The organism is Prescottella defluvii (assembly GCF_000738775.1).
GTDB lineage: Bacteria > Actinomycetota > Actinomycetes > Mycobacteriales > Mycobacteriaceae > Prescottella > Prescottella defluvii.
This window is the reverse complement of the sequence record NZ_JPOC01000082.1, coordinates 1-233: the sequence shown is the minus strand read 5'-3', so window position 1 is coordinate 233 and position 233 is coordinate 1. Positions and strand designations below refer to the sequence as shown.

Sequence of the window (233 nt, the reverse complement as noted above, 5' to 3'; positions counted from 1 at the left end):
GGACGTCGTCGGATTCCTCGAGGGCGTCGACCAACTTGAAGACCTTGCGAGCACCCTCGGCGTCGACCGGGACCTCGACCGACGCCCGGAAGTCCGGATCGGCCGACTCGTAGTCGACACCGGCGTCGACCAGCGCGGTCCGTACAGGGATCAGATCCCCGGCCTCGCACACGATCTCGAAGGTGTCGCCGAGATCGTTGATCTCCTCGGCACCGGCCTCGAGCACGATCTCC

1 protein-coding gene is annotated in these 233 nt (G+C 66.5%); it reads right to left on the bottom strand.

The features are described 5' to 3' along the window. On the bottom strand, window positions 1-233 hold a 233-nt coding region (locus IJ15_RS0123195; RefSeq protein WP_031940712.1), incomplete at both ends, for a YebC/PmpR family DNA-binding transcriptional regulator.